The organism is Streptosporangium sp. 'caverna' (assembly GCF_003203775.1).
Lineage (GTDB): Bacteria > Actinomycetota > Actinomycetes > Streptosporangiales > Streptosporangiaceae > Streptosporangium > Streptosporangium subroseum.
This window is the reverse complement of record NZ_CP029711.1, coordinates 1168739-1191458: the sequence shown is the minus strand read 5'-3', so window position 1 is coordinate 1191458 and position 22720 is coordinate 1168739. Positions and strand designations below refer to the sequence as shown.

General features: G+C 68.9%; 18 protein-coding genes. 7 read left to right on the top strand and 11 right to left on the bottom strand.

All coding sequences use genetic code 11. The features are described from left to right. Positions 1–30: 30 nt before the first annotated feature. The 6 genes from DKM19_RS05470 to mtrA form a co-directional block, all read right to left on the bottom strand. On the bottom strand, positions 31–735 hold the full coding sequence (locus DKM19_RS05470) for a response regulator transcription factor (protein ID WP_110694762.1): 705 nt from the start codon (positions 733–735) through the stop codon (positions 31–33). 95 nt (positions 736–830) lie between these two features. Then, the gene (gene hpf, locus DKM19_RS05465) at positions 831–1487 is read right to left on the bottom strand and encodes a ribosome hibernation-promoting factor, HPF/YfiA family (protein WP_110694761.1); all 657 of its coding nucleotides are present in this window, start codon (positions 1485–1487) and stop codon (positions 831–833) included. A 529-nt stretch (positions 1488–2016) separates the two neighbouring features. Next, the gene (locus DKM19_RS05460) at positions 2017–2712 is read right to left on the bottom strand and encodes a ComF family protein (RefSeq protein ID WP_110694760.1); all 696 of its coding nucleotides are present in this window, start codon (positions 2710–2712) and stop codon (positions 2017–2019) included. A gap of 218 nt (positions 2713–2930) precedes the next feature. Beyond that, positions 2931–4664 carry an LpqB family beta-propeller domain-containing protein gene (locus DKM19_RS05455; RefSeq protein WP_162641311.1) on the bottom strand — a complete coding sequence of 578 codons (1734 nt, stop codon included), beginning with the start codon at positions 4662–4664 and terminating at the stop codon, positions 2931–2933. 22 nt (positions 4665–4686) lie between these two features. Further along, positions 4687–6420: an MtrAB system histidine kinase MtrB gene (gene mtrB, locus DKM19_RS05450; protein WP_110694758.1), complete on the bottom strand. Its 1734-nt coding sequence runs from the start codon at positions 6418–6420 to the stop codon at positions 4687–4689. A 27-nt stretch (positions 6421–6447) separates the two neighbouring features. Further along, entirely contained in the window at positions 6448–7125 is a 678-nt protein-coding gene (mtrA, locus tag DKM19_RS05445; RefSeq protein WP_030907316.1) for an MtrAB system response regulator MtrA, read from the bottom strand. A gap of 344 nt (positions 7126–7469) precedes the next feature. Here mtrA and DKM19_RS05440 point away from each other — a divergent pair, with 344 nt between their 5' ends. From DKM19_RS05440 to DKM19_RS05420, 5 genes are all read left to right on the top strand, one after another. Further along, complete coding sequence (locus DKM19_RS05440; protein WP_110694757.1) at positions 7470–8819, top strand: hypothetical protein; 1350 nt, start codon at positions 7470–7472, stop codon at positions 8817–8819. Continuing rightward, positions 8804–9460, top strand: coding sequence for a DUF4129 domain-containing protein (locus DKM19_RS05435; protein ID WP_239514096.1), 657 nt, complete (start codon positions 8804–8806; stop codon positions 9458–9460). The genes DKM19_RS05440 and DKM19_RS05435 overlap by 16 nt, the downstream gene beginning before the upstream one ends. After that, entirely contained in the window at positions 9457–10638 is a 1182-nt protein-coding gene (locus DKM19_RS05430) for a DUF4350 domain-containing protein (protein WP_204358666.1), read from the top strand. The genes DKM19_RS05435 and DKM19_RS05430 overlap by 4 nt, the downstream gene beginning before the upstream one ends. A gap of 94 nt (positions 10639–10732) precedes the next feature. Beyond that, positions 10733–11752 carry a MoxR family ATPase gene (locus DKM19_RS05425; protein ID WP_239514095.1) on the top strand — a complete coding sequence of 340 codons (1020 nt, stop codon included), beginning with the start codon at positions 10733–10735 and terminating at the stop codon, positions 11750–11752. A 3-nt stretch (positions 11753–11755) separates the two neighbouring features. Further along, complete coding sequence (locus DKM19_RS05420; protein ID WP_110694756.1) at positions 11756–13123, top strand: DUF58 domain-containing protein; 1368 nt, start codon at positions 11756–11758, stop codon at positions 13121–13123. Positions 13124–13339: 216 nt separating this feature from the next. Here DKM19_RS05420 and DKM19_RS05415 read toward each other — a convergent pair whose 3' ends face one another. Beyond that, positions 13340–14335 (bottom strand): stage II sporulation protein M, encoded by a 996-nt coding sequence (locus DKM19_RS05415; protein ID WP_110694755.1) that lies wholly within the window; start codon positions 14333–14335, stop codon positions 13340–13342. Between the two features lie 276 nt (positions 14336–14611). Here DKM19_RS05415 and DKM19_RS52710 point away from each other — a divergent pair, with 276 nt between their 5' ends. Continuing rightward, positions 14612–15691, top strand: a complete 1080-nt coding sequence (locus DKM19_RS52710) for an RDD family protein (protein WP_305000298.1) — start codon at positions 14612–14614, stop codon at positions 15689–15691. Positions 15692–15894: 203 nt separating this feature from the next. On the opposite strand, the gene DKM19_RS05405 is transcribed toward DKM19_RS52710, so the two are convergent. Together DKM19_RS05405 and DKM19_RS05400 are read right to left on the bottom strand one after the other, a co-directional pair. Then, the gene (locus DKM19_RS05405) at positions 15895–17217 is read right to left on the bottom strand and encodes an LVIVD repeat-containing protein (protein ID WP_110705491.1); all 1323 of its coding nucleotides are present in this window, start codon (positions 17215–17217) and stop codon (positions 15895–15897) included. A 253-nt stretch (positions 17218–17470) separates the two neighbouring features. Continuing rightward, positions 17471–19006, bottom strand: a complete 1536-nt coding sequence (locus DKM19_RS05400) for an LVIVD repeat-containing protein (protein ID WP_110694753.1) — start codon at positions 19004–19006, stop codon at positions 17471–17473. 159 nt (positions 19007–19165) lie between these two features. Here DKM19_RS05400 and DKM19_RS05395 point away from each other — a divergent pair, with 159 nt between their 5' ends. Beyond that, positions 19166–19795, top strand: coding sequence for a DUF305 domain-containing protein (locus DKM19_RS05395; protein WP_110694752.1), 630 nt, complete (start codon positions 19166–19168; stop codon positions 19793–19795). 159 nt (positions 19796–19954) lie between these two features. On the opposite strand, the gene DKM19_RS05390 is transcribed toward DKM19_RS05395, so the two are convergent. Next, on the bottom strand, positions 19955–21196 hold the full coding sequence (locus DKM19_RS05390) for an adenosylhomocysteinase (RefSeq protein WP_204358665.1): 1242 nt from the start codon (positions 21194–21196) through the stop codon (positions 19955–19957). A 61-nt stretch (positions 21197–21257) separates the two neighbouring features. Beyond that, positions 21258–22685 carry an adenosylhomocysteinase gene (ahcY, locus tag DKM19_RS05385; protein WP_110694750.1) on the bottom strand — a complete coding sequence of 476 codons (1428 nt, stop codon included), beginning with the start codon at positions 22683–22685 and terminating at the stop codon, positions 21258–21260. Between the last annotated feature and the right edge of the window lie 35 nt (positions 22686–22720).

Sequence of the window (22720 nt, the reverse complement as noted above, 5' to 3'; positions counted from 1 at the left end):
GACCGGAAAAGGGTCACCGCACCGGGCCTGTCAGGTGATCTCGAGCATCCGCTCGCGGACCGCGTAGACGACCGCTTCCATCCGGGAGTGGAGCTGAAGCTTGTCCAGGATGTTGCGGACGTGGTTCTTCACGGTGTTCTCGGAGATGAACAACTGCTTGGCGATCTCTCGGTTGTTCATTCCCTTGGCAACCAGGCGGAGCACTTCCATCTCCCGCTCTGTCAAGCGGGGGACGGGAAGCTGCGGAGGCCGCTCGGCCTCCTTGCGGCTCATGTTCGCGAACTCGGTGATGAGCTTGGCGGCCATCGCCGGGTTGATCAGCGACTGCCCTTCGTGAACGCCGCGCACGGCCTGGGGGACCTCGTCGAGCTGAACGTTCTTCAGCAGGTAACCGGTGGCACCCGCCTTGATCGCCTCGAAGAGGTCCTCCTCCTCGTCGCTCACCGTCAGCATGATGATCCGCGTGCTCGGCACCGAGGCCTTGATCGCGCGTGTGGCCTCGATACCGCTCCTGCGGGGCATCCGGACGTCCATGAGCATGACATCGGGGGTGAGGCGATCGGCGAGCTCGACCGCCTCCTGACCGTCGCTCGCCTCACCGACCACCTCGATGTCCGCCTCCGCTGCCAGCGCCATTTCCAGGCTGCGGCGGATCAGCGCATGATCGTCAACGATCAACACGCGGATGGGGTCACCGCGTCCGGTGGGGCTGGTTGCATCGTCGGGTTCCGTCACGCCTCCTCCTCGGGGGGCCAGAGCCGTTGGACCGCCATGATTACACGGGTTTCATGGTCCGCGGGTTGGTCGGAGAGGATCTTCGAACGCTTCCGTCAAGGTTCGACGAGTCGCAATACGCCATAGCTGTAGCCTTGTCGTAGATATACGACACTGGGCTGCCCGCTCTCCTTGTCACGGAACAAGTAGAAGTCGTGCCCGACAAGCTCCATTTCGAGGAGCGCCTGGTCGATGGTTATCGGGTCGGCTTCATGGAATTTTTCCCTGATCATCAACGGCCCGTCGCCGTCCATCTGGATCGGGATGATCGTCTTGTCTTCCGGAAGGTCGTGATCGACCTCCTGATCCGCCTGAGGCGCGGTGCGAGGCAGGGGGGCGGAGGCCTCGAAGGACTCCGCCAGCGCGGTGGCCGTCAGTTCGGCGACCGACGGGGGGCAGTGGTTGCCATGGTGGATCTTCCGCCGGTCGGCGAGACGGCGAAGTCTGCCTTCCAGCTTTCCGAGCGCTATGTCAAGAGCGGCGAAACGATCGTCCGCCGAGGCCTCGGCCCGCACGGCGGGCCCTCGTGAGTGGATGGTGAGTTCGACCCGTTCACGCTGGTCGACGATGCGCGGATTGCTTTCTTTGGATACCTCCACGTCAACGCGAATGAGCTTATGGTCCAAACGCTCGATCCTGGCCAGCTTGGTGTTCACGTGGTCTCGGAATCGGTCACTCACTCCGGTGTGCCGACCCTTGACGATGATCTCCATGCACAGCCCCCCTTCGAATCTCGACGGTGGTACTACGACACCCGCTCGGCCGACCTGGTCTTCGTCCCCACATCCGCCTGCTGAGGGTTTCGCAGCTCTTTGCCACTACATGCCCTTCTCTTCTGGCGAGGAACATCTGGCTCCCCGGGAAGGCAGGACTTACCTCTAAGCCGCACCGTGATCGAGCGACAAAAAGTCGTCTTACGTGGACCGTTTGGCCTGCGGCTGGCATCGGCTAGCCAGGCCGGCCCCCTTACGGGAGTCGGTCCGGCGCAACCACGGACCCGAGCGGGTGCCATGGCTCAGACGCTATCCGTATCCAGGCCGAATGTCAGCCTGGAGAGCGGCCAAAGGATCACTTTGCGTAATTCTCAGCGAGGTCTTCGAAGGGTGGAGGTAGATACTTTGGAAGCCCACACCCCATATCCGAGAGCTGCTCGCATCCGTTGAACAGCCGCAAGACCATGATCGAGACAGGGACTTGTGTCCTGACGGTGAGGCCGTTTACCTACTTGTCGATCACCCTCCGTCACGATCGCTTATTTTGATCTCTCCGGCGTGTCGCAGCGACGGTCGCGGCGAGCGGAACCGGCACGCCCGTCTCCCGTAGCGCTCTGGCGGCCTCGACGAGCGTCGCACCGGTGGTGACGATGTCGTCGACCAGCACGATCGGCCCCAAGACGCCCCTGTGATCCGACAGAGACACGTTGCGGCCGGGCGCCACCGTGAACGCCCAGGACAGGTTCGCGGCCCGCTGGAGCGAGCTCAGCCCCGCCTGGTCGGCGATGCGGCGGCGCTGGGTGAGGATCTTCTCCACGGACACCGGCCAACCGGCCGCGCGAAGATATCCGGCCGCCAGGTCCGCGAGCCGGGTCACCGGATCGTGACCGCGGCGGCGCAGGGCCGAGCGGGCGCTCGGCACCGGCACGAGCGTGACCGGGCGCTCGCCCACCGCGGTGGCGATCGTCAGGGCCAGGGCCCCGGCCAGCGGATGGGCGAGGGCCGTACGGCCGCGCTCCTTGTAGGCGATGATCGCCCGGCGTGCGGCGCCCGTGTATTCGGCCGCCGACCAGCACTCGGGGAGGCCGGGCGGGGAGGGCACGGGCATGCGGTGCGCGGGCTCCCCGTGCAGCTCCGCCGCACAGCGGGAGCAGACGAGGGCGCCAGGTGCGTCGCATCCGGCGCAACGAGGCGGCAGGAGCAGGTCGAGCAGAGCGGTCGGCACGCATTCACGATGTCAGGCCCCACCGACAGAAAACCCGGCCAGAAAACCCGGCTCCGCGGCCCGGAGAGGGGCGCTCGGCCCACCGACGCCCCGGAAGGGACGGCCCGGTCCGGGGAGCCGGCCCACCGGGGCCGCGGGAATTCTACGGAAATTCCCTGGGAACTCCGAGAAGGTCCCGGCCCGGGCGAACGGCCGGCCCGCGTTCCGGAGAAACCCCCTCAGCCCAGGGGATAGACCGGGGAGGTTGGACCGTTCTCGACGAAGTCCGGCTTTCCGGCCTCGTCCTTGACCAGCTCCTCCCACTTGGCGGAGGTCCGGTAGAGGATCTGCAGTTTGCCGTTGTCCTCCGCGCCGGCCAGCAGCGAGCCGTCCAGCGCGGTGATGCTGTCGATCCGGGGGTCGGGGGGCAGCGGCTTGGCCTCCGCGGCGACCGAGGCCTCCAGCAGCTCGGACTTCTCGGTGAGCACGTAGAGGCTCTTGCCGTCGTTCCAGGCGATATCCCTGATCGCCTTGCCCTGCACCACGGGCTGGAGGTTGTCGATACGCGTCGCGCTCCCCTGGCCGATGACCGTGCCGATCAACACCCGCTCTTCCGCCCCGTCGTTGACGACCACCGCGACGTGCACGCCGTCCCGTGCGATCTTGAGCAACTTGACGTTGACCGTGTCCAGCTCGGGGGCCGCCACCCGATACTGCTGCCTGTTGTAGCGGTCGTGCCGGATCACCACCGAGGTGTGGTCATTGGGCCGGTTCACCGTCCACAGGGTGTCGTAGCGGTCCCAGGAGGGCGGCGTGAGGGACTCCCCCGTGGCCCATTCCTGCCACTCGCCTCCCGCGGAGATCGACGCCACCGAGATGCTCTTGCCGTCCTTCGAGAGCGCCGCCACCCGCGCGGGTTTCTCGTCGCTGATCGCCGGATGGGTACGGGTCTCATCCTTCTCACCCGCCCTGCCCGGCACCGGCTGCCCGACCTTCTCACTGGTCAGCAGTCTCAGGCCCCCGTCGGACAGGTAGAACGGGGCGATGTCACGGGGGGTCATCCAGTGGTCGAAGGCCGACTGCTCCTGTGCCTCGATCTGGAGCGAGGAGTCGGAGTAGTAGGACTCGCCGTTCACCTCCACCCTGAAGCCCCAGCCCCCCTTGGTGAGCGTGGAGAGCGTCCCGGCGAGCTGGGCGGCCATCGGACCGATGAGGTCGGAGGCCACATGCTTGTTCAGGTTGATGATGACGCGGTTGTCCTCGGTGGTGACGTCGATGAGCTTGGTGTCCGGCTCGAAGGCCGTCTTCACCGCGCCCTTGAGCAGGCTGCTCGGCCCCTGGAGCAACCGCTCGACCGCCGTCTTGGCGGAGTTCGCGGTGGGGTCGATCGGCACCCGGACCTGGTCGATCACCAGGCCCTTCCACTCGGAGTCCAGGAAGTACAGGTCCACGGGGCGATAGCCGTGATCGACGTCGGACTCCGACAGCACCAGCCCTTCGGGCCCTCCGCTGATCCTCCATCCGTTCGGCCCCTTGACAAGGCTGAAGGGCATGTTCAGCGGCCCGCCACTGGGTTTATACCGGCCATCTTGGCCGATATACGCCGTAATGTCGCCTTTAAGGGTGACCCTGGCCTTGTCCTCCCCCACGGACACGGACGAGAACTTCTCGTACTCACCGTGCTCGTAGACCAGCACATCGCCCTTCGGGTTCCACTGCTTGGCGAAGTCGTCGGTGAGATACTGGCGCGCGACCTCACGCTCGGGATCGTCCGGGCTCGCCATCGCGGCCCGGAATCCGGTGACGACCTTCTCCGGCGACCAGTCGCCCTTCGGCGGCATGGCGATGACCCGCGCGTACGGATCACCCAGCGGGTTGCCCTTGCGCGCGTCCGCGACGGTGATGGGCTTGTTTCCCGTGGGAATGACGGAGCAGGCCGTTCCCGCCCAGGTCAGCACGATGATCAGGCTCACCGCTCCCACTCGGTGCCCAGGCCTAGTCCACATCGCGTCCCCCGTCGGCCAGCGCCGGCAACAGCATCGGCGTCATGTGCCCCCGCCATGTCCGCCGCATCTCCACCTCCGGCGGGACCAGCGGCAGCGGTGAGCCTCTCAGCGCGGTTCCGGACACCCGGGGCAGCGAGAGGCGGAACTGCGACCCCTCCCCCTGCACTCCCCATGCCTGCAGCCAGCCGCCGTGCAGGATCGCGTCCTCGCGGGAGATCGCCAGCCCCAGCCCGGTGCCGCCGATGGTCCGCGCGCGGGACGGATCGGCCCGCCAGAACCGGTCGAAGACCATGTTCTCCTCGCCCGGCTTCAGCCCCACCCCGTGATCCCGTACGGCCACCGCCACCGCGTCCCTGTCCGCGCCGACCGAGACGATGACCTCTCGGCCCTCTCCGTGCTCTATCGCGTTGAACAGCAGGTTGCGAAGGATGCGCTCGACCCTGCGGCTGTCCATCTCCGCCATGCAGGGCTCGCCCGGCAGACGCAGGTCGAAGCGGGTGGAGTGACGCTCGGCCAGCGCCTCGGAGTCGGCGACCGCGCGGAGCACCACGTCTCTGACGTCCACGGAGTCGACGTCCAGGTCGGCCGCGCCCGCGTCGTAGCGGCTGATCTCCAGCAGGTCGGCGAGCATAGACTCGAAGCGGTTCAGCTGGTTCTGCATCAGCTCGGCGGACCGCGAGGCCATCGGGTCGAAGTCCTCGCGGGCGTCGTAGAGCAGGTCGGCCGCCATGCGCACGGTCGTCAGGGGGGTGCGCAGCTCGTGTGACACGTCCGAGACGAACTGCCGCTGGACCTGGGAGAGCTCCTCAAGCTGGTGGATCTTCAATGCCAGGTTGGCGGCCATCTCGTTGAAGGAGGTGGCCAGGCGTGCCAGGTCGTCCTCGCCGCGGACCTTCAGCCGCTCGTCCAGGCGTCCGGCGGCCAGCCGCTCGGCGGCCTGCCGTGCCAGCCGTACCGGTGTGACCACCTGACGCGTGACCAGCGAGGCGATCGCGGCCAGCAGCAGCACCAGGCTCGCGCCGACGGCGATGAGTTTCTGCTGAACGGAGGAGAGGGTCTGCTCCTCCTTGTCCAGCGGAACGAGGTGGTAGATCTCGTAGGCGCCGTCGAGGCCGGTCCCGCTGGTGTCGAGGCGAGTGCCGATGATCATGCCCTGCACCGGTTCCTGCCCCTTGTAGAAGAGCCTGGTGTACCAGATGCTGTCCTCGCCGACCGCTTTCTTGAACATCTCGTCGCGCTGCTTCGGCGGGATGCTGGCCTCGTCGATGTTCGTGGTGCCGATGGACTCACCCGGCCGGTTCTCGTTACGGATGATCACCGAGTATCGGGATCCGGCCCGCTGCGCGAGCGCGTCGAGCGCCTGGCTGAGGGGGGTTCCGCCGCCCTGCTGGAGCGCCTCACCGGAGTCGGCGGGCTGGTTGGCAGGGTCGGCGTCGGGCCGGCTCAGGTATCCGAGCACCGCGTTCCTGTCGGACTGCGCCTCGCTCTTCGCCGCCTGTTCCTTGGCCTCCAGCGTGGTCGAGATGATCTGCTGCATGAGGAAGACGCCGAGCACGGCGACCACCGCGATGGAGATGACCATCGTGCTGGTGACCACCCGGAGTTGCAGGGAGCGCCGCCAGACCCTGCGCACGCTTCCTGCGGCACGGCGCGTCCGCCGACGCACACCCCGCGCCACTTGGCGCAGGGTGCGACGTCGGCGTTTCTTCGGCGGAGAGGACATCCCGGGTCCGAGACGGGTCGCGCCGGCCTAGGCCGGACCGGCCTTGTAGCCCACTCCGCGGACCGTCACGACGATCTCGGGATGCTCGGGATCCTTCTCGATCTTGGCGCGGAGCCGCTGGACGTGCACGTTGACCAGGCGGGTGTCGGCCGCGTGGCGGTAGCCCCATACCTGCTCCAGCAGGACCTCACGGGTGAAGACCTGACGCGGTTTGCGGGCGAGGGCGACCAGCAGGTCGAACTCGAGCGGGGTGAGGTTGATGGTCTCCTCCTCCCGCTTGACCGAGTGCCCGGCGACGTCGATGGTGATGTCGCCGATCTGCAGGATCTCCGGCGTGGGCTCGTCGGTGCGGCGCAACCGCGCGCGGACCCGGGCGACGAGCTCCTTGGGCTTGAACGGTTTGACGATGTAGTCGTCGGCCCCGGACTCCAGTCCGAGCACCACGTCGATCGTGTCGCTCTTGGCGGTCAGCATGACGATGGGCACACCGGACTCGGCCCGGATGCGACGGCACACGTCGATGCCGTCCGCGCCGGGCAGCATCAGGTCAAGCAGGACCAAATCCGGCCGGGTATCACGGAAGGCGTCAAGCGCCTTGTCCCCGTCGGAGACGAAGGAAGGCTCGAAACCCTCTCCGCGCAGCACGATACCGAGCATCTCGGCGAGAGCGGCGTCGTCGTCGACGACCAGCACGCGTCCTTTCATGGCCCCTCATTCGGTTTACGCAGTTTGGGAGTTTTTGGGATAAACCGCTCGGTCGTCGAAGATTACCCTTGTCCGACTACTGGATGACACCGTCCGACGACCGGACATCCAAATGACGAATTTTAGGTGCATGCAACGTAAAGCGTGTTGTGGTGCCCCCGTACAGCCATCTCCGGTCTCAGCGACTGCGGACGCCAAGCGAAGGTGGTCACATCCCCAGTCTGCGGTAAACGGTGGTCTCTCGGCCATCCCTCTGGCATCTCCCGTCGATCTCCAGGGGGGTGAAATCTCTACGTGATCTCCCGATCACCACGATCGGTGTGTCCACATGCCAGGATTGGGATATGTCAGATGGTCACGGCTCGACTCCCGGTACGCCTTCCGGCTGGGCGCCCAACCAACCTCCGCCGTACGGCGACGCCCCGGGATCGCCGTGGACCGCGCCGGGTGAGAGCCCCGGCGCGCCACCGCCCGCCGGGCCGCCTTCCGGGCAGCCCGGGCAGCCCGGACAGCCCGGACAGCAGGGCCCGCCCCCGCAGCAGCCGTACAACCAGCAGGGCCCGCCGTACGAGCAGCCCGGCCAGCAGTACGGCCAGCAATATGGCCAGCAGCAGTACGGCCAGCAGTACGGCGGACGCTGGCAGCCCCCCGCGATGCGACCGGGGATCATCCCGCTGCGCCCGCTCGGCGTGGGCGACATCCTCGACGGCGCGATCAAGCTGATCCGCTCCAACCCGAAGGCCGTCCTGGGCCTGTCCGCGATCGCCGCCGTGCTGGGTGCGATCCCCGTGGCGATCGGCCAGGCCATCGTGCTGGGCTCGGCCGCCTCGCCCCTGAGGGACCCGTCGCAGGCCGGGACCGTCCCCGAGGTGGGCTTCGCCGACTACGGCGGCAGCCTGATCTCCTACGCCGTGCAGTTCGTCGCGGTGACCCTGCTGAGCGGCGTGCTGACCCGGATACTGGGCCGCGCGGTCTTCGGCGGCAAGATCACGGTCGGTGAGGCCTGGCGGCTGACCCGGAGCCGGGTGCCCACGCTGTTCGGGCTGGTGGCCATCAGCGCCCTGCTCTTCCTGGTGCCGCTGGGCCTGCTCGTCGCGCTGTTCGTCGCGCTGAGCCTGTCCGGGGCGGACGTTCTCGCGGTGGCGGTCGTCGGTGTGCTGGCGATGGTGGGCTTCTTCGCCTACGCCGCCTTCGTCACCACCCGCCTGGCCCTCTCGGCGTCCGTCGCGGTGCTGGAGCGGCGCGGCGTCATCGACTCCCTGCGCAGGTCCTGGCGCCTGGTCACCGGCGGTTCCTGGCGGACCTTCGGCATCCTGATACTCACAGTGATCATCACGGGGCTGGTCTCCCTGGTGATCTCCCTGCCCTTCACCCTGACCGCCAGCTTCATCGGCATCTTCGGCCAGGGTTCCACCGGCTCGCAGGTCATCACGGCGGTCCTGCTCGCCATCGGCGGCACCGTGGGCGCGATGATCACCTACCCGTTCCAGGCCGCGGTCAACGGCCTGCTCTACGCCGACCGGCGGATGCGCGCCGAGGCGTTCGACCTGGTGCTTCAGACGGCGGCGATCGAGCAGCAGCGCCAGGGCTGGGTCCACGCGACGGCCGACGACCTGTGGGACCCGTCCGTCACGCCCGGCGGCCCCGTCCAGCCGGGGCACCCCGGTCAGGGATCGCCGTGGTCTCCCTCCTGATCTCCCTCCTCGACCCCGTCGACATCGGTCGCGGCGAGGCCCGGCGCGCGGCGATCCAGGAGCTGCTCAAGTCCGAGTACGCCAAGGAGTCGCTGGTCGACCGGGTCACCCGTACCGTGAACCAGTTTCTGGACGACCTGCTGGACCAGGCGTCCGTGGGCGTGGCCGGCAGCGTGGTGGCGCGGGCCATCCTCATCGCGCTCGTGATCGCGATGATCGTCGCGGTGGTCATGATCGCGCTCAGGGCCACCCGAGGAGGTACCGCACGCCAGACGGGGATCTTCGGGGAGCACCGCCGCACCGCCTCCGAGCACCGCGAGGCCGCCGAACGGCTGGCCGCGGAGGGCCGGTGGGCCGAGGCGATCCGCGAGCGGCTCCGTGCCGTCGCCCGCGACCTGGAAGACCGCGTCATCGTCGACTCCACGCCCGGCCGTACCGCCGGTGAGCTCGCCGCCGAGGCGGGGCGCGCCCTGCCCGGCCTCGCCGCCGAGCTCACCGCCGCGGCCCGGGTGTTCGACGACGTGACCTACGGCGAGGTGCCGGGCACCGCCGAGGCCTACGCGATACTGCGCGACCTCGACGACCGCCTGCGTACGGCCCGGCCGACGCTCGGCCCGGCCACGAAGGCGGTCCCGTCTTGAGCCTCGCCGCACCCCCGCAGTCGGGGTCGACCTCCGTCTCGCCGACCGCGCGACGCCTCTGGCGCGGCGGCCGGGGCATCCTGCTGATCGCCCTCCTCGTGATCGCCGGCGCCGTCGTCACCGTGCTGTTCAGCGGCTCGCAGCAGGGCGGCAAGCCCCTGGACCCCGACGGCACCTCGCTGTCGGGGTCCAGGGGCCTGGCCCAGCTGCTGCGAGCGCGGGACGTGCGCGTCGTGCGGGTCACCTCCGTCGCCGAGGCGCGTACGGCCGTCCCCGTGGCCACCGGCGGTCCCACGGCCGCCACGCTGCTGCTCGGCGACACCTCCTTCCTCACCGAGGACGAGGCCCGGCAGCTCACCACGCTGCCCGCCGACCGGCTCCTGGTCGGCGAGGCGAATCATCTGGACGTGCTCGCACCGGGCGTGACCGTCAAAGAGTCGGCGCGGTCGCGTTCCCGCGAACCCGAGTGCGCGCTCCCGGCCGCGACCAGGGCGGGCAGCGCCTACATGGGCGGCGTGGCCCTCACCGGGCCCCCAGGGGCGATCGGCTGCTACCCCGCCGACGGGGGGTCCACCCTGGTCAGCGTGCGAGACGGCGAGCGGACGGTCACGGTCGTGGGCGACGGCGAGTTCATGACCAACCTGCGGCTCGCCGAGGACGGCAACGCCGCGCTGGCGATGAACCTGGCCGGAGCCCGCCCGACGCTGATCTGGCTGATGGCCCCCGAGTCCGTCCCGCAGGCCGCGGGCGAGGCGAGTCTCTACGACCTGATCCCCAACGGGGTCAAATGGGCCGTGGTGCAGGTAGGCGTCGCGGTGTTCCTGCTGGCGCTCTGGAGAGGCCGCAGGCTCGGCCCGGTGGTGGCCGAACGGCTGCCGGTCGTGGTCAGGGCGGCCGAGACGGTCGAGGGCCGTGCCAGGCTCTACCGTGCGAGGCGAGCCCGTGACCGGGCCGCCGCCGCCCTTCGCGGAGGTTTCGCCGACCGGATCACCCCCCGGCTCGGGCTGCCCTCGGCGGCCGGGCCGGACGCGACGGTCAACGCGATCGCCGAGAGGACCGGCCAGGCGGCCGCTCGTGTGGGCACGGCCCTGTACGGCCCGCCGCCGGCCGACGAGGCCGGGCTGGTCGCCCTGGCCGCATTTCTGGACATGTTGGAAAGACAGGTTGGAGAGTCGTGAGCGAGCGAGCCGGGCCCCCCGGACTCCCCGGAATTCACAGCATCCGCGGATCCCTCGGAACCACTCCGGTCCCGGGGCAGGGGAAGGAGACCTCATGACCACACCACCGGAGAACGGCGAGCTCGCGGGGACGACCTCCGCCGGCAGAGCCGAGGCCGGCGCGACCGGCGCGAACGGTGCGCGGGAGGCGCTGGGAGCTCTGCGCGCCGAGGTCTCCAAGGCGGTCGTCGGTCAGGACGCCGTGATCACCGGGATGGTGATCGCACTGCTCTGCCGGGGCCACGTGCTGCTCGAAGGCGTGCCCGGCGTCGCCAAGACCCTGCTCGTCAGGACCCTGGCCGCCGCTCTCTCGCTGGACTTCAAGCGGGTGCAGTTCACGCCCGACCTGATGCCGGGTGACATCACCGGCTCACTGATCTACGACGCGAAGACGTCGGAGTTCGAGTTCCGCAAGGGGCCGGTCTTCACCAACCTGCTGCTCGCCGACGAGATCAACCGCACCCCTCCCAAGACGCAGGCCGCGCTGCTGGAGGCGATGGAGGAGCGTCAGGTCAGCGTGGACGGCACGCCGCACGGCCTGCCCGACCCGTTCATCGTGGCCGCCACCCAGAACCCGATCGAGTACGAGGGCACCTACCAGCTTCCCGAGGCTCAGCTCGACCGGTTCCTGCTCAAGCTGACGGTGCCGCTGCCGCCCCGCGACCAGGAGATCACGGTGCTCGAACGGCACGCGCTGGGATTCGACCCGCGCGACCTGTCCCACATCAAGGCCGTGGCGACCATCGACGACCTCGCGGCGGGCCGTGCGGCGGTCAGCCAGGTGCACGTCGGCCCCGAGGTGCTCGGCTACATCGTGGACATCGCCAGGGCCACCCGCCACTCGCCCTCGCTCCAGCTCGGCGTCTCGCCCCGTGGCGCCACCGCGCTGCTGGCCGGGGCCCGCGCCTGGGCCTGGCTGTCCGGCCGCTCCTACGTGACCCCCGACGACGTCAAGGCACTGGCCAGGCCCTCCATGAGGCACCGGATCCAGCTCCGCCCCGAGGCCGAGCTGGAGGGCGCGACCGCCGACGGCCTCATCGACGCCATCCTCGCCTCCGTCCCCGTCCCCCGCTGACCCATGGCGCTGACAGGACGGGCCGCGCTGCTGGCCCTGCTGGGCACCCTGGTCGTGCTGTTCGCCCCCCGGCCGGGACTGGCCGTGGCCGGGGTGGCGCTGCTGATCGTGGCGCTGGTCACGGTCGACCTGCTGCTGGCGGGGAGCGTGCGACCGCTGCGGTTCACCCGCTCGGGCGACCGGCTGGTACGGCTCGGCGAGTCGGCCACGGTCGAGCTGATCGTGGAGAATCCCGGATCCCGCCGGGCCCGGGGCGTGCTCAGGGACTCCTGGCCGCCCTCCGCCGGGGCCACGCCACGGCATCTGCCGCTGGACGTGCCCCCGGGAGAGCGCCGCCGCCTCGTCACGACGCTGTCCCCCACCCGCAGGGGCGACCGCGAGGCGGTCACGGTCACGGTGCGCACGCTGGGTCCGATGGGCATCGCGGCCCGCCAGGGCTCGCACAGCGTGCCGTGGTCGGTCCGGGTGCTGCCGCCCTTCCTCAGCCGCAAGCACCTGCCCGCCAAACTGTCCCGGCTCAGAGAGCTCGAAGGACAGCATCCCTCGATGGTCCGGGGACAGGGCACCGAGTTCGACTCGCTGCGCGAGTACGTGGTCGGCGACGACGTCCGCTCGATCGACTGGCGGGCCACCGCGCGCCGCAACGACGTCGTGGTCCGCACCTGGCGGCCCGAGCGCGACCGGCGGGTGCTGATCGTCCTGGACACCGGCCGCACCTCGGCCGGCCGGGTGGGCACGGCCCCGATCCCCCTCGCCGGCGAGACGCCCCGGCGCTCCGGCCCGTACGGCGGAGCGGCGATCGTGCCCGGCTGGCCCCGCCTGGACTGGTCGATGGACGCGGCGCTGCTGCTGGCCGCGCTGGCCTCCCGCGCCGGCGACCGGGTCGACTTCCTGGCCTACGACCGTACGGTGCGCGCCTGGCTCCCCGGCGCCGGCCGTACGGAACTGCTGTCGTCGCTGGTCAACAGCATGGCCCCGATCGAGGCCGAGCTGATCGAGGCGGACCCGGCCGGCATGGTCGCGGCCGTCATGACCCGTGCCAGGCGGCGCTGCCTGGTCGTCGTGCTGACCGATCTCAACTCGGCGTCGCTGGAGGAGGGGCTGCTGCCGGTGCTTCCCCAGCTGTCCTCACGGCACCTGGTGCTCCTGGCCGCCGTCTCCGACCCGCAGGTGGCCGCGATGGCGGCCGGGCGCGGCACCTCCGAGCTGGTCTACAACGCCGCGGCGGCCGAGCACCAGAACGCCGACCGGCGCAGGATCACCACCCGGCTGCGCCGCCAGGGCGTGGAGGTCGTGGACGCCTCTCCCGAGCGGATCGCCCCCGCCCTGGCCGACGCCTACCTGGCCCTGAAGGCCGCGGGCCGCCTCTGACCCCGATGCCCTCGGCCGGGGGACGACTCCGGCCGGGGGCACGGCCTCGGCCGGAGGCACGGCTCGGCTCCGGCCGGAGGCACCCCTTTCCGCCGGGAACCCGTTTTCTTCTGGGAACGCGCTCCGGTTCTTCGGCGACACGCTCCGGCCGCATGGGGATCGACCGCGAACACGCCCTCGCCCCGTATCCGGCGGATCCCGGAGCCGGGACGCGCCCTAACCGGCGGTCGGGGCGAGGTCGGGAGCCCGCTCCAGGTCCCCGGTCTCCTGGGCGGCCACGGCCCGGCGGCCGAAGAAGATCACGTAGGCGAGGAAGCCGACCTCGGCGATCACTCCGATGCCGATGCGGGCCCAGGTGGGCAGGCCCGAAGGGGTGACCAGCCCCTCGATCAGGCCGGAGACGAACAGCACCACGACCAGGCCGAGGGCCACGCTCATCACGGCCCTGCCCTGCTCGGCGAGGGCCTCGCCGCGCTTGCGCGTACCGGGGTCGACGACCGTCCAGCCGAGGCGCATGCCGACGGCCCCGGCGAGGAACACCGCGGTCAGCTCCAGCAGGCCGTGCGGCGTGATCAGGCCGAAGAAGACGTCGAGCTTGCCGTGCGAGGCCATCAGCCCGGCGGAGGCGGCGACGTTGAGCGCGTTCTGCCAGAGGATGTATGGGATCGGCAGGCCGAGCAGGATGGCCATGATGATCATCTGCATCGCGATCCAGGCGTTGTTGGTCCAGACCTGACCGGCGAACGAGGCCGCCGGATGCTCCGAGTAGTAGTCGGCGAAGTCATGGTTGACGAGCTGGTCGATCTCCGCCGGGGTGGCGATCGACGCCTGAACGCCGGGATCTCTCGCCACCCAGACGGCGACGACGGTGGAGACCAGGATGAACGCGGCGGTGGTACCGAGCCACCACCAGCGGGCCCGGTAGGCGACCACCGGGAAGGAGACCGTGAAGAAGCGGATGAACTCCCGCCAGGCCGGGGTGTGCGCTCCCGTCACCGCCGAACGGGCACGGGCGACCAGCGCCGACAGGCGGCCCACCAGGATCGGATCGGCGGACGCGGAGCGCACCTGGGACAGGTGCGTGGCGACCCGCTGATAGAGGTCCACCAACTCGTCGACCTCGGCGCCGTCCAGCGACCTGCGCCGCCGGATCAAGTCCTCAAGGCGGTCCCAGACCGGGCGGTGCGCGCTGACAAAAGCGTCGATGTCCACGCGGAAAGCGTATCCACTGCATCGCGACAGGGGCCCACGACGGGTGGGCGACGTCATCCGCTGCGGGCCTCGACGGGAGACCGCACGGATGGGCGGCGCGGGCGGCTCCGGCCATCGAGCCGAAAGCCCGTACGGACAGGCAACGCGAGCAGCTCCACACGGGACGGCGGCACGGGCGGCTCCGCACGGATAGACGGCGGCACAGGCGGTTCCGCACAGGTGGGCGAGGCGGGCGGCCAGGACGGGAATCTGTCCCGAATGGGTAAGGTGCTAAGTGTGTCCGATGTCGTAACCGGCGAAGCCGTAATCGTCGAAGTCCGGGTCGCTCAGCTGGCCAGCAGGACCGCGGCGCTGCTGATCGACATTGTGGTCCAGCTCGTGACGCTGTTCGGCGCGTCCTACCTGGTCGGCGTCGTGTCCTTCACCTCCGATCCGGCCCTGACAGCGGTGATCTATCTCGTGCTCACCGTGCTCGTGATCGTCGGCTATCCGGTGGCCTTCGAAACGCTCTCGCGCGGCCGCAGCCTGGGCAAACTCGCCCTCGGACTCCGGGTCGTCAGCGACGACGGCAGCCCTGAGCGGTTCCGGCAGGCCCTGTTCCGCGGGCTGGCGGGAATCCTGGAGTTCTGGACGCTCGGCGGCGCCCCCGCCCTGATCAGCTCGCTGATCTCGGAGAAGGGCAAGCGGCTCGGCGACATCTTCGCGGGCACCATGGTGATCTCCGAGCGCGCGCCCCGGAACTACGGTCCGATACTGGACATGCCGCCGCAGCTCGCCACGTGGGCGGCGACGCTGGAGCTGTCGCGGCTGCCCGAGGGGATCGCGGACACCGCGAGGCAATATCTCATGCGCTGGCACGACCTGGCTCCCGCCGTCCAGCACGAGATGGGCGTGCGCATCGCCACCGAGATGTCGGCCTTCGTGTCTCCGCCCCCACCGCCGGGCGTGCCGCCCTTCGCCTACCTGACCGCCGTCCTGGCCGAGCGCCGCCGCCGGGATGAGGTACGGCTGGCGCAGCAGGCCGGTGCGCGTCGGCCCTCCCCGCAGTGGCCGGCGCAGCAGCCGCCCTACGCGCCCCAGGGTTACCCGTCCCAGCCCTACGCGCCCCAGACCTACCCGTCGTCCCAGCCCTACGCGCCCCAGCCGTACCCGTCGTCTCAGCCCCATGCGCTCCAGCCCTATTCGAACTCCCAGCGGCCGCAGTTCCAGCCACCCGCGCCGCAGCGACCGCCTTCTCACCCATCGCCCCCCGCCGCCGCCCGCCCGATGCCCGGTCCCGCGGCCCCGCCACCCGCGCCGCGGCCGTCCGAGCCGGCGCCCGGCCCCACCTCCGGCGGCTTCGTCCCTCCGGCCTGAGACAAGGCGCACGCCGTACGGACACGGATGCCCGAGACAGCGCCACACCGCACGTCACGGATACCCGAGACAGGCGCACCGCACGGACACGGACTCCTCAGATGGAGCGCACGGCGTACGGACACGGACTCCTCGGATAGAGCACACGCCGTACGGACATGAAAAAGGGGTGGCGGGACGACCCGCCACCCCTTCGCCGGTGATCAGTGGCCGTGCCCTCCGTAGGAGGCCTGGGTCTGCACGTTCAGCCGGTCCAGGCGGACGCTCCTGGCCGGATCCGTACGCCTGTCATTGATCTTGATGACGTCGAATCCGTTGTGGAAGTCGCTGCCGTAGACGTAACCGTTGTAGTAGTAAGCCGACCAGATGCCGCCCCCGCCGCCGTTGGGCTCCGGTCCGCGCTCGAAGAAGCCGATCTCCTTCGGGTGTGCGGAGTCGGTGAAGTCCACGACCGAGACGCCGCCCTGGTACCACGCCTGGACCAGGATGTCCCTGCCCTTGACCGGGACCAGCGAGCCGTTGTGCGCGACGCAGTTCTCCGTGTCGGCCTGGTAGCGGGGGATCTTGAAGTAGCTCTTGAACACGAACCGGCCGCGCCTGAGGTCGTAGATGGCGTCGGCGCCGCGGTTCGGACCGGTGGCCTCGTTGCAGGTGGCCGCGCCGCCGCCACCGAGCTCGTCGGTGAAGATGACCTTGGTGCCCTCGTTGTTGAACGTCGCCGAGTGCCAGAACGCGAAGTTCGGGTCCGTGACCCGCGCGGTGATCACGGGGTTCTCCCGGTCGGAGATGTCGAAGAGCACGCCGTCACCCATGCAGGCTCCGGCCGCGATGTCCTTCTCCGCGTAGACGGTGATGTCGTGGCAGCCGCTGGTCGGCAGCAGCAGGCCCGGCTGGGTCTCGTTGCCCCCGTCGGGGAAGACGACCGGGGCGCTGACGACCGCCGCCTCCGTCGGCTCGCGCAGCGGCACCTTGATGACCGAGATCTTGTCGTGCGGCGGCAGGCAGTCGGGGAACGTGACGTTCGGGTTGTAGGAGGAGACGTAGAGGTAGACGTTGCGCCGGTCCTTGCCCTTGCCCGGGACCATGGTCAGGGTGTGCGAGCCGCAGTTGGTCTCGACCGACTTGATGTACTTCGGATTCTTCTTGTCACTGACGTCGAAGATCCGGACGCCTTCCCATGACTCCTTGACCGTCGCGGGCTGGGCGACGCTGTTGCAGGAGTCGTCACTTCGGGAGTTGTCGACCGCGGTGAACAGAAGGTCTTCGTAGACGGCCACGTCCATCTGGGAGCCGGGGCAGACGACGCTGCTGACGACCTTGGTCCGCTTCGGGTCCCTGATGTCGTAGATCGAGAAACCACCGTAGTTGCCCACGTAGGCATAGTCACCCTGGAAGGCGATGTCGGTGTTGATCGTGGTCTCCAGCCCGGCGGGCTTGGGAACGTTCGTCACGTGCGAGACGTTCGGACTGGTGACGATCTCACCGGGCGGCGGGATGTCGACGGCCTGGGCGGACGTCGTGGACATCAGCGTCGCGACGGCGGCTGCCACCACGACCAACGTCCGGCCGATCCTTCGGGAAGCGAACACTCGGGCACCTCCTGGGGGACAGTCTGCATATTCAAATATGCAGATTGTCCGTCCTGACAGTCAGGTGCACTAGACCCGCCATGCCATAAGAAGTGCATATTTTGACACCTTTACTAAGGTGTCAGAAAAGTTTACAGTTTACGGTTTTTGGGGCGGCGGGGACCAAGGTCCCCGCCGCCCCAAAGGACTGCTAGTGGCCGCCGTGGCCGCCACCGTGACCGCCGTGGTCACCGTGGTCGTCGTCGCCGTGACCGTTGTGGTCGTCGTCGCCGTGACCGTCGTGGTCGTCGCGACCACCCTCACGGTAGGAGGCCTGGGTCTGCGTGTTGAGGCCGTCGTACTTGACCTTCTTGGCGTCGTCCGTACGTCGATCGTTGATCTTGATGACGTCGAGGCCGAGGTTGAAGTCGCTGGCGTAGATGTAACCGTTGTAGTAGTAGGCCGACCAGAAGCCACCGCTCAGCGGGGAGGCGGTGCTGTCGGGGCCGCGCTCGAAGAACGCGATCTCCTTGGCCTTGGAGGAGTCGGTGAAGTCCACGACCGACAGGCCGCCCTGGTACCAGGCCTGGACCATGATGTCCTTGCCCTTGACCGGGATCAGCGAGCCGTTGTGCGCGACACAGTTCTCCGTGTCGGCCTGGTGACGCGGGATCTTGAAGTAGCCCTTGAACACCATCTGGCCGCGCTTGATGTCGTAGTAGCCGTTGGCGCCGCGGTTCGGGCCGATCGCCTCGTTGCAGGTGGCCGCGCCGCCGCCACCGAGCTCGTCGGTGAAGATGACCTTGGTGCCTTCGTTGTTGAACGTCGCCGAGTGCCAGAACGCGAAGTTCTCGTCGTCGCGGACCGTCGCGGTGACCTTCGGGTTGACCGGGTCGGAGATGTCGAAGAGCACGCCCTCGCCCATGCAGGCTCCGGCCGCGATGTTCTTCTCCGGGTAGGCGGTGATGTCGTGGCAACCGGTCGTCGCGGAGGTGCGGAAGGGGTAGACCACGGTCGACGGGTCACCGGGGTTGCCGCCGTCCGGGAAGAGGACGGGGGTGTTGACGACCGCCGCCTCCGCCGGATTCTGCAGCGGCACCTTGATGACCGAGATCTTGTCGTGCGGCGGCTGGCAGTCGGGGAAGCTCGCCGAGGGGCTGTAGGAGGAGGCGTACAGGTAGACGTTGCGACGGTCCCTGCCCTTGCCGGGAACCATGGTGATGGTGTGCGCGCCGCAGTTGGTCTCGACCGACTTGATGTACTTCGGGTTCTTCTTGTCGCTGATGTCGAAGATCCGGACGCCCTCCCACGACTCCTTGACCGACGCCGCCTGCCCGACACTGCTGCAGGAGTCGTCGTTACGGGAGGAGTCGACCGCGCCGAAGAGCAGGTTCCCGGAGACGATCACGTCCATCTGGGAGCCCGGGCAGATCACCGAGCTGACGAGCGAGGTCTTCTCCGGCTTCTTGATGTCGTAGATCGAGAAGCCGTTGTAGTTGCCGACGAAGGCGTAGTTGCCCTGGAACGCCATGTCGGTGTGGATGTTCGTCAGTTCTGCCGGCTTGGGCACATTGAGGACGTGCTGGATGTTCGAGCTCATGACGATCTGGCCAGGCGCAGGGATGTCCGCTGCCTGTGCGGGGCCGGTTGACAGAGCCATCGCGACGATGACTCCGCTCGCGACCAGGAATCGGCCGGTCAGGCCCTTCCTGAGGGGGGTGAACACTCGTGAACCTCCTCGACACATGCGCTATAAGGTGCGCATAAATGCCTAAATAGTTCATCCTGTCCTACCGGTGACGCAAGCCATCACTGTGTCAGTAGTTGCTTCCGACATGCCGTCTTTACTCATCGGCCCAAAAAAGGTTACGGTCTTCCGTCGCAGCAGTTTCAAGAAGGAGGTCGGGTGCGCGTCGCGCTTATCGCCATGGTCGCCGTCACCTTGTCTCTCAGCGCGTGCAGCTCCGCTGAGAAACCGGCCACCGCGCTGTCCACGGCACCGATCATCGCGCCCGGCCGGCCGGGCGAGCCCGCCAAGACGCTCAGCCCGAGCGAGGCCGCCGTGGCCGTGCCCGCGCCCACCCCCAACGCGGTGGACGTGACGTACGTCCAGAACATGATCACTCATCATCGGCAGGCCATCGACATGGCGTCCCTCGCCCCGACCCGGGCCGACTCCACCGCGTTGAAGGGTCTGGCCTCGCGCATCAAGGACGCCCAGGGGCCGGAGATCCAGTACATGACCTCCTGGTTGCAGCAGGAGGGCCAGAAGGTGCCGGACCACCACGCCGGCCACGCGGGCATGCCGGGAATGGCCACCCCCGAGCAGATCGAGGCTCTCACGGCCGCCTCCGGCAAGGATTTCGACCGGCTCTTCCTCCAGCTGATGACCGCCCATCACCAGGGCGCGGTCACGATGTCCGAGCAGGTCCTGATCGGCGGCTCACATCCGAAGATCGAGGAGCTCGCCAACGACGTCACCGCCACCCAGAGCGCCGAGATCCGCAGGATGCTGGAGATGGGGGCCTCACTGTGAGCGACGCTGCGGGGCTGAAGGCCTCCGAGGGCTCCCGGTCGCCGAACAGCTGACGGAACGGCCCGCGGAACACCGATGAAGGGCCCCGAGGGCTCCCGGTCACGGAACCGCCCGCTGAACGACCTCGAACGGCCTGCGGACCGCGAGGCCATGAGCGGGCTACGAGCCGATCCGCCACGAGTGGAGATAGTCCCGCTGGTCCGAGGTCAGCTCGTCCACCTCGATCCCGGCCGCGGCCAGCTTCAGCCGTGCCACCTCCACGTCGATCTCCTCCGGCACGTCGTAGACGCCCGGCGCCAGCCGCTCGCGCTCGCGGGCCAGCCACGCGATGGCGAGCGCCTGGGCGGAGAAGGACATGTCCATGACGGCGGCCGGATGCCCCTCGGCGGCCGTCAGGTTCACCAGGCGGCCCTCGGCGAGCAGCAGGAGCCTGCGACCGTCGGCGAGGACGTACTCGTCGGTGTTGGGGCGTACGCCCCGGTGCACGGCCTGCGCCAGGTCGTCCAGGGCCCGGACGTCGATCTCGACGTCGAAGTGGCCGGCGTTGGCCAGGATCGCGCCGTCCTTCATCACCGCCAGGTGCTCGCCCCTGATCACGTCGCGGTTGCCGGTGACCGTGACGAACACGTCTCCGGCGCGGGCGGCGCTCGCCATCGATCGCACGTCGTAACCCTGCAGGGAGGCGTCCAGCGCCTTGACCGGGTCGATCTCGGTGACCACCACCCGGGCGCCCAGGCCCCTGGCCCGCTCGGCCACGCCCCGCCCGCAGTAGCCGAACCCGGCGACCACCACGGTCTTGCCCGCGAGCAGGGTGTTGGTGGCGCGCATGATGCCGTCGAGGGTGGACTGGCCGGTGCCGTACCGGTTGTCGAACATCCGCTTGGTCCGGGTGTCGTTGACCGCCACCACGGGGAACCTCAGCGCCTGCTCGGCGGCCATCTGCCGGAGCCGGATGATCCCGGTCGTGGTCTCCTCGCAGCCTCCGGAGACCGTCTCCAGCAGCTCGGTGCGCTCGGTGTGCAGGATGTTGACCAGGTCGCAGCCGTCGTCGAGGACGATGTCCGGGAGGATGTCGAGCGCCTGGTGGATGTGGCGGTAGTAGGTCTCCATGGTCACCCCGGCCTGCGCGTGCACGGTGACCCCGTAGTCGCGGAGCGCCTCGGCGACGTCGTCCTGGGTGGACAGGGGGTTCGACGCGGCCAGCGCGATCTCGGCTCCGCCCGCCTTCAGCGCGCCCATGAGCACGGCGGTCTCGGCGGTCACGTGCAGGCACGCGGCGATCCGCAGACCTTCGAGGGGCCGCTCGGCCGCGAACCGCTCCCCGACGGCGGTGAGCACCGGCATCGCCCGCGCCGCCCATCCGATCCGCCGCTCCCCCGCCGCAACCAGCGCGCTGTCCACGTTTCTCCCTATATCGCCCGAAGGCCCCCGCAGAGCTGCGGGGGCCTTGTGGAACAGTCGATCAGTAGCGGTAGTGGTCCGACTTGTAGGGGCCCTCGACGTCCACGCCGATGTACTCGGCCTGGGTCTTGGTGAGCGTGGTGAGCTTCACGCCCAGGGCGTCCAGGTGGAGGCGGGCGACCTTCTCGTCCAGGTGCTTGGGCAGCACGTAGACGCCGACGGGGTAGGCGTCGGTCTTGGTGAACAGCTCGATCTGGGCGATCACCTGGTTGGTGAAGGAGTTGGACATGACGAACGAGGGGTGGCCGGTGGCGCAGCCCAGGTTCATCAGGCGGCCCTCGGCGAGCACGAGGATCTGACGGCCGTCGGGGAAGCGCCAGGTGTGGACCTGCGGCTTGATCTCGGTCTTCTCGATGCCCGGGATCTTGGCCAGTCCGGCCATGTCGATCTCGTTGTCGAAGTGACCGATGTTGGACACGATGGCGTTGTGCTTCATCCGGCCCATGTGGTCGGCCGTGATGATGTTGAAGTTGCCGGTCGTGGTGACGAAGATGTCGACGATATCGACGACCTCGTCCAGCGTGGTGACCTGGAAGCCGTCCATGGCCGCCTGGAGCGCGCAGATCGGGTCGATCTCGGTGACGATGACGCGGGCGCCCTGACCCTTGAGCGCCTCGGCGCAGCCCTTGCCGACGTCGCCGTAGCCGGCCACGAGGGCGACCTTGCCGCCGATCAGCACGTCGGTGGCGCGGTTGAGACCGTCGATGACCGAGTGGCGGCAGCCGTACTTGTTGTCGAACTTCGACTTGGTCACCGAGTCGTTGACGTTGATCGCCGGGAAGAGCAGCGAGCCGGTCTTGAACATCTCGTAGAGACGGTGGACACCGGTGGTGGTCTCCTCGGTGACGCCCTTGATGCCCGAGGCGACCTGGGTCCACCGGTTCTCACTGGAGACCGTACGGCTGAGCAGATCGAGAACGATCTTCCACTCCTCCGGGTCGTCCTCGACCGCGCTGGGAACGGCGCCGGCCTTCTCGTACTCGGTGCCCTTGTGGACGAGCATGGTGGCGTCGCCACCGTCGTCGAGGATCATGTTGGGGCCGCCGCCGCCGGGCCACGAGAGGGCCTGCTCGGTGCACCACCAGTACTCCTCCAGGGTCTCGCCCTTCCAGGCGAAGACCGGGACGCCCTGCGGGTCCTCGGGAGTGCCGTTCGGGCCGACGACGGCCGCGGCGGCCGCGTGGTCCTGGGTGGAGAAGATGTTGCAGCTGACCCAGCGGACCTCGGCGCCGAGCGCGACCAGGGTCTCGATGAGCACGGCGGTCTGAATGGTCATGTGCAGCGAGCCCATGATCTTCGCACCGGCCAGCGGCTGGGCCTCGGCGTACTCCGCACGGATGCTCATCAGGCCCGGCATCTCGTGCTCGGCGAGCTGGATCTCCTTGCGCCCGAAGGCCGCAAGGGAAAGGTCGGCGACCTTGAAGTCCATGTATTACCCCTCTGATTGATGGTCGCGCTCGCCTC

What these genes read in the sequence shown, in the direction of transcription:
- hpf (WP_110694761.1), bottom strand. Translation starts at nt 1,487, where the DNA reads ATGGAGATCATCGTCAAGGGTCGGCACACCGGAGTGAGTGACCGATTC.
- DKM19_RS05425 (WP_239514095.1), top strand. Translation starts at nt 10,733, where the DNA reads ATGACCACACCACCGGAGAACGGCGAGCTCGCGGGGACGACCTCCGCC.
- ahcY (WP_110694750.1), bottom strand. Translation starts at nt 22,685, where the DNA reads ATGGACTTCAAGGTCGCCGACCTTTCCCTTGCGGCCTTCGGGCGCAAG.
- mtrA (WP_030907316.1), bottom strand. Translation starts at nt 7,125, where the DNA reads ATGAAAGGACGCGTGCTGGTCGTCGACGACGACGCCGCTCTCGCCGAG.
- DKM19_RS05400 (WP_110694753.1), bottom strand. Translation starts at nt 19,006, where the DNA reads ATGTGTCGAGGAGGTTCACGAGTGTTCACCCCCCTCAGGAAGGGCCTG.
- DKM19_RS05420 (WP_110694756.1), top strand. Translation starts at nt 11,756, where the DNA reads ATGGCGCTGACAGGACGGGCCGCGCTGCTGGCCCTGCTGGGCACCCTG.
- DKM19_RS05405 (WP_110705491.1), bottom strand. Translation starts at nt 17,217, where the DNA reads ATGTCCACGACGTCCGCCCAGGCCGTCGACATCCCGCCGCCCGGTGAG.
- mtrB (WP_110694758.1), bottom strand. Translation starts at nt 6,420, where the DNA reads ATGTCCTCTCCGCCGAAGAAACGCCGACGTCGCACCCTGCGCCAAGTG.
- DKM19_RS05440 (WP_110694757.1), top strand. Translation starts at nt 7,470, where the DNA reads ATGTCAGATGGTCACGGCTCGACTCCCGGTACGCCTTCCGGCTGGGCG.